A 6,080-nucleotide genomic window follows, 5' to 3' on the forward strand; every position below is an offset into this window, starting at 1 on the left:
GGTCCGCGGCGACCATGTACGTACCGACGACGAGGAGCGCGACGAAGGAGAAGGAGATCCCGAGACCGACACTGACGCCCAGCCAGACCTTACGCACCCGCCCATCCTCCCCCATCTGCCCGTCATACGAACGTGTTTCCGCACGTACGGCGAAAATCCGCCGCCCGCCGGGATCCGGCCCGCCACGGCTCCGCCGGGCAGGACCTCGGCCCCGGCGCCCACCTCGGCGCCGGGCAGCAGGGTCACCCGGGCTCCCACCCGGGCCCCGGCGCCCACCGTGACGGGGCCGACCCGCACCACGTCACCGTCCAGCCACCAGCCGGCCAGGTCCGCCTCGGGTTCGACCGCGCAGCCGTCCCCGAACGTGCCGAGCCCGGTGACCGGCGGCAGGACCCGCAGATCCACCCGGCGCCCCACCCGGCAGCCCAGCAGCCGGGCGTACCAGGCGGCCAGCGGGGTGCCGGTGAGCGTGGCGAGGTTCAGCGCCTGGACCAGCCGCTCCGCGGCCCACAGCCGCAGATGCGCGCCGCCGCCGCGCGGCAGCTCACCGGCGGTCACCCGCCGCCCGCGCAGCAGCCGTACGCCGGCCACCGCGAGCAGGACCTTGCCGGGCAGGGTGAACAGCAGCAGGCACCCGGGGACCAGCAGCCACCACGGGAGGGTGGGCAGCCAGCCCGGGTGGCCGGCGGCCGAGAACGCCTCGCCGGCCAGGGCGATGGCCACCACCCAGCGCAGCCCGGCCACCGCGTGCAGCAGCGGCTGGGCGGCCAGCTGGGCCCAGCCGGCCGCGCGGGGCGTACGGGGCGGGTCCTGGGCGGGCGCGGTGTCCGGGCCGGTCGCGGGCTCGGTGAGCAGGGTGCGCAGGGCGGCCGGGGTGGGGTGCCGGTAGAGGTCGGCGACGGAGACCCGGGGGTGGTGCTCGCGCAGCGCGGAGACCAGCCGGGCGGCGGCCAGCGAGGTGCCGCCGAGGTCGAAGAAGTCGTCGTGCGGGCCGGCTTCGGTGCCCAGCAGGTCGCTCCAGAGCGTGAGCAGCCGCCGGGTGACCGGGTCCGTCTCCTCGGGCGCGGGGCCGGTGGGCGCGTGCTGCGGGCCGGCGGGCAGCGGCCAGGGGAGCGCGGCCCGGTCCACCTTGCCGGAGGCCTTGAGCGGGAAGCGCGGCAGGACGGCGAGCCGGGGGACGAGCGCGGCGGGCAGGACCGCGCGCAGCCGGCGCAGGGCCTCGGGGCGGTCGAAGTGCTCGGTGTCGCCGCCGGCGGGCACCACGTAGCCGACCAGTACGTCGAGTCCGCCCGGGGTGCGGCGCACCAGCGAGGTGGCGGCGGTGACCTGGGGGAGGGCGAGCAGCGCGGCGTCGATCTCGCCGAGTTCCACCCGGCGTCCGCCGATCTTGACCTGGTCGTCGGCCCGGCCGGCGAATTCCAGCCCGTCGGGGGTGGCGCGCACCAGGTCGCCGCTGCGGTACGCGCGCGGCCAGCCGAGCGCGGGCAGCGGCGCGAACCGTTCGGCGTCCTTGTCCCGGTCCAGGTACCGGCCCAGTCCCACGCCGCCGATGACGAGTTCGCCGCTCTCCCCGCACGGCACCGGGAGACCGTCCGGGCCGATCACGGCCAGCTCCCAGCCGTTCAGCGGCAGCCCGATGCGCACCGGTTCGCCCTCGCGCAGCCGGGCGGCGCAGGCGACGACGGTGGCCTCGGTGGGGCCGTAGGTGTTCCACACCTCGCGGCCGTCGCGGGCGAAGCGCCGCACCACCTCGGGCGGGCAGGCCTCGCCGCCGACGATCAGCAGCCGTACCCCGGCGAGCATCCGGGGCGACCACAGGGCGGCGAGGGTGGGGACGGTGGAGACCACGGTGATGCGCTGTTCGGCGAGCCAGGGGCCGAGTTCGGCGCCGGTGCGCACCAGGGCGCGCGGGGCCGGCACCAGGGCGGCGCCGTGCCGCCAGGCGAGCCACATCTCCTCGCAGGAGGCGTCGAAGCCGACCGAGAGCCCGGCCAGTACCCGGTCGCCCGGGCCGATCGGGGCGTCGGGGACGAACAGCGCGGCCTCGGCGTCGGCGAACGCGGCGGCCGAACGGTGGCTGACGGCGACTCCTTTGGGTTTTCCGGTGGAGCCGGAGGTGAAGATGATCCAGGCGTCGTTGCCCGGTCCCGGGTCCTCGGCGCGCCCGCACGGCGGGGTGCCGGGGACGGGCACCGCCCGGCCGCCGGCGCCGAGCACGGCGCACACCCCGGCCTCGCGCCAGACGCGTTCGGCCCGTTCGTCGGGGTCCTCGGCGTCCACCGGTACGTAGGCGGCCCCGGCGGCCAGCACCGCGAGCACGCCCACGTACAGGTCGGCGCCGCCGGAGGCGATCCGGACCCCGACCCGGTCCCCGACGCCGATCCCGGTGGCCCGCAGCCGGCCGGCCAGTTCGGTGACGCGGTGGTGCAGCTCCCGGTAGGTGAGGGGGGTTCTCCCGTCGTCCAGGGCGATGGCGCCGGGGCACCTGGCCACGGTGTCCCGCAGCACGTCGAGCAGGGTCCGGGGCGGGGCGGCGGGAGCCGACCGGTAGACGGCCGGTTCGCCGGGAGCCGGCCGCGCCTCCACCCTCTCTCTAAATAGTCCGATGTTCGTACCGGATACTGGTGCCGACAACGACCTGCCCTTTCCGTATCGCGTTCCACCCGGCCGGATTCCGGCGGGTGCTCTCGGGAGCGGATGAAGGCAAACATTAGGCACCGGACTCTTTGATTCCACTGAGGGAAATCTTTAATTTCCCTGAGAGTGCGCCCATTGGGATTTATATGCGTACGTCGAATGCGCGTTTACCGGATGGCGTGCCGTCACTTTCCGGGATGATGCGTCAAATCACCGGACGCACAGAGGGCCACCCTCTGGTCCGCGCTGTGCCGGCCGGTCCTCCGGGCCGTCAGCGAACCGGGCCGTCCGCCACCGGATAGGGCACGAACGTGCTGCTGTTCTCGTCGAATGCCAGCCGCCGGCCCAGCGGCGGCACCGCACGCTGCGGGCAGTCGAGCCGTTCGCAGATCCGGCAGCCCATGCCGACCGGGGTCGCGGCGGCCGTCTGGGACAGATCCAGACCGTCGGAGTACACCAGCCGCCCGGCATGGCGCAGTTCGCAGCCCAGACCGATCGCGAACGTCTTGCGCGGCTCGCCCCAGCCGCCCTGGTGCCGGGTCACCGTCCGCGCCGTCCACAGATAGCGCCGGCCGTCCGGCATCACCGCGATCTGCACCAGGATGCGGCCCGGCGCGGCGAACGCCTCGTACACATTCCACAGCGGGCAGGTGCCGCCCGCCCGCGAGAAATGGAAACCGGTCGCCGACTGCCGTTTCGACATGTTTCCCGCCCGGTCCACCCGCACGAAGGAGAACGGCACCCCGCGGTGGCGCGGCCGCTGCAGGGTGGACAGCCGGTGGCACACCGTCTCGTACCCCAGACCGAACCGGTCCGTCAGCTGTTCGATGTCATAACGCAATTCCTCCGCCGCACCGTGAAATACCCGGTACGGCAACAGCAGTGCCGCCGCGAAATAGTGCGCCACCCCGATTCTCGCCAGCGCCCACGCGTCGGTGTCCGCCGCGAAATCCTCCCCGGCGAGCTCCGACAACTCCGGCCCGTACTCCAGCAGCGCCACCTGCGTCGCCAGCCGGAACGCCCGCTGTCCGGGCCGCAGCCGCCGGGACAGACGCAGCACCCGGCGTTCCGGGTCGAAGCGGTGCAGCACCTCGCACCCCTCCGCCAGCCGCACCCCGTGCCGCTCCTCCAGCCGGGCCGCGAGCACCGGCAGCGCCTCGCCCGGCCGCAGCGCCAGCTCCCCGGCCAGTTCCTCGGCCGCCAGGTCCAGTTCGTGCAGATAGTTCTGCCGCCGGTAGAAGAACTCCCGGATCTCCTCGTGCGGCGCGCGCGGGCCGCCACCGTCGATCTCCGCCCGGCCGCCGGACAGTTCGGCCAGCCGCTCGGTGAGCGCGGCGGTGCGCCGCCCGTGCTCCACCAGCACCTGGGCCACCGCCGGCTGCGCCCGCGCCAGTTGCTCCAGATCGGCCTGGCCCACCCGCCCCGCGCTCACCTCCTCCGCCAGCGCCTCGGTCAGATCCGCCAGCAGCCGTGCGCTCTCCCGCTCCGAGAAGTAGCCGGCGTCCACCCCGAACACCTCCGCCAGCCGCAGCAGGACGGGTACGGTCAGCGGCCGGGTGTCGTGTTCCATCTGGTTGAGATAGCTCGGTGAGAGCGACAGCGCCCTGGCCAGAGCGACCTGCGAGAGCCCGCGCTCCTGCCGCAGCAGCCGCAGCCGTGCCCCGGCGAAGACCTTGGTCATCGATGACCCCCTTCGAAGCTACCCGCCAGTATCCGGGCGGATGGCACGCCGGGCCACCCCCCGGCGACGGCCTTGGCGGCCTTGGCCGAACAGCGCGGGAAGATTCGCAGAACTTGGCACGGCGCACAGCTTGTTGGCACTCAGTGCCACTGCCATAGTCGTGCCGTGGCCCGCCGGGACAGCCACGTCCGGCCGACCGCCGGTCACCTCCACGCCGACCCGGCACCGGCACGGCGGGCCGCACACACCTTCCACGCGCGGGACGCGGCGCGCCGTCACGGCCGTCGCGTCCACACCCTTCGCGACACCGGGAGACCACCCTCATGACCGACGACCAGCACCGCGCACGGCCACCACACACCGCCACCCGCCTCGCCCACCACTGGGCCACCGACCCACGCTGGCAGGGCATCGAACGCACCTACGGCGCCGAGGACGTGATCCGGCTCTCCGGCACCGTCCACGAGGAACACACCCTCGCCCGGCGCGGCGCCGAACGGCTGTGGCGCGCCCTGCACGACACCGACTACGTGCACGCGCTCGGCGCCCTCACCGGCGGCCAGGCCGTCCAGATGGTGAAGGCCGGGCTCCAGGCCGTGTACCTGTCCGGCTGGCAGGTCGCCGCGGACGCCAACCAGGCCGGCCAGACCTACCCCGACCAGAGCCTGTACCCCGCCAACTCCGTGCCCGCGGTGGTCCGCCGGATCAACAACGCGCTGCTGCGTGCCGACCAGATCGCCACCGCCGAGGCCGCGGGCGACACCACCGACTGGCTGGTCCCGGTCGTCGCCGACGCCGAGGCCGGGTTCGGCGGCCCGCTCAACGCCTTCGAACTCACCAAGGCCCTCATCGAGGCCGGCGCCGCCGCCGTCCACTTCGAGGACCAACTCGCCAGCGAGAAGAAGTGCGGCCACCTCGGCGGCAAGGTCCTGGTCCCCACCGCCACCCACATCCGCACCCTCAACGCCGCCCGGCTCGCCGCCGACATCGCCGGGGTGCCCACCCTCGTCGTGGCCCGCACCGACGCCCTGGCCGCGAACCTCATCACCAGCGACACCGACCCGCGCGACGCCCCTTTCTGCACCGGCGAGCGCACCGCCGACGGCTTCTACCGGGTCCGGCCCGGCCTGGACTCCGCCATCGCCCGCGGCCTCGCCTACGCCCCCTACGCCGACCTGCTGTGGATGGAGACCGGCACCCCCGACCTCGGCCAGGCCCGCGCGTTCGCCGAGGCCGTCCACGCCCGCCACCCCGACCGCATGCTCGCCTACAACTGCTCGCCGTCCTTCAACTGGCGGGCCGCCCTGGACGAGGACCAGATCGCCAAGTTCCAGCGCGAACTGGGCGCCATGGGTTACCGGTTCCAGTTCATCACCCTGGCGGGCTTCCACTCCCTCAACCACGCCATGTTCGACCTGGCGCACCGGTACGCCGAACACGGCATGACCGCCTACGTCGATCTCCAGGAACGCGAATTCGCCGCCCAGCGGCGCGGCTTCACCGCCGTGCGGCACCAGCGCGAGGTGGGCACCGGCTACTTCGACCGGGTGACCACCGCGCTCAACCCCGACTCCGAGACCACCGCGCTGCGCGGCTCCACCGAGGAGCAGCAGTTCCAGTAGGCGCACGCGCACCGCGGGGCCCGGGGGGCCGCCCGCGGCCGCCCGCCCCCCCCCCCCCCCCGCGCCCCCCCACCCCCCCCCCCCCCCCCCCCCACCAAACCGCACCCCCCCCACCCAGAACCACCAGGTGAACACCAAAA

At 74.2% G+C, this 6,080-nt stretch carries 3 protein-coding genes; 1 reads left to right on the forward strand and 2 read right to left on the reverse strand.

Features of this window, described 5'->3' with window-relative positions; genetic code table 11:
• Positions 1-2,586, reverse strand: a 2,586-nt coding sequence (locus ACFV5N_RS09445; protein ID WP_385596335.1) for an amino acid adenylation domain-containing protein, incomplete at its 3' end; no start/stop codon positions are given.
• A 322-nt stretch (positions 2,587-2,908) separates the two neighbouring features.
• On the reverse strand, positions 2,909-4,318 hold the full coding sequence (locus tag ACFV5N_RS09450; RefSeq protein ID WP_385596338.1) for a short-chain fatty acyl-CoA regulator family protein: 1,410 nt from the start codon (positions 4,316-4,318) through the stop codon (positions 2,909-2,911).
• A 323-nt stretch (positions 4,319-4,641) separates the two neighbouring features.
• Here ACFV5N_RS09450 and aceA point away from each other — a divergent pair, with 323 nt between their 5' ends.
• Complete coding sequence (gene aceA, locus ACFV5N_RS09455) at positions 4,642-5,940, forward strand: isocitrate lyase (protein ID WP_385596341.1); 1,299 nt, start codon at positions 4,642-4,644, stop codon at positions 5,938-5,940.
• The last annotated feature ends 140 nt before the right edge of the window (positions 5,941-6,080 follow it).

Source organism: Streptomyces sp. NPDC059853 (genome assembly GCF_042731495.1).
Classification (GTDB): domain Bacteria; phylum Actinomycetota; class Actinomycetes; order Streptomycetales; family Streptomycetaceae; genus Streptomyces.

What these genes read in the sequence shown, in the direction of transcription:
- aceA (WP_385596341.1), top strand. Translation starts at nt 4,642, where the DNA reads ATGACCGACGACCAGCACCGCGCACGGCCACCACACACCGCCACCCGC.
- ACFV5N_RS09450 (WP_385596338.1), bottom strand. Translation starts at nt 4,318, where the DNA reads ATGACCAAGGTCTTCGCCGGGGCACGGCTGCGGCTGCTGCGGCAGGAG.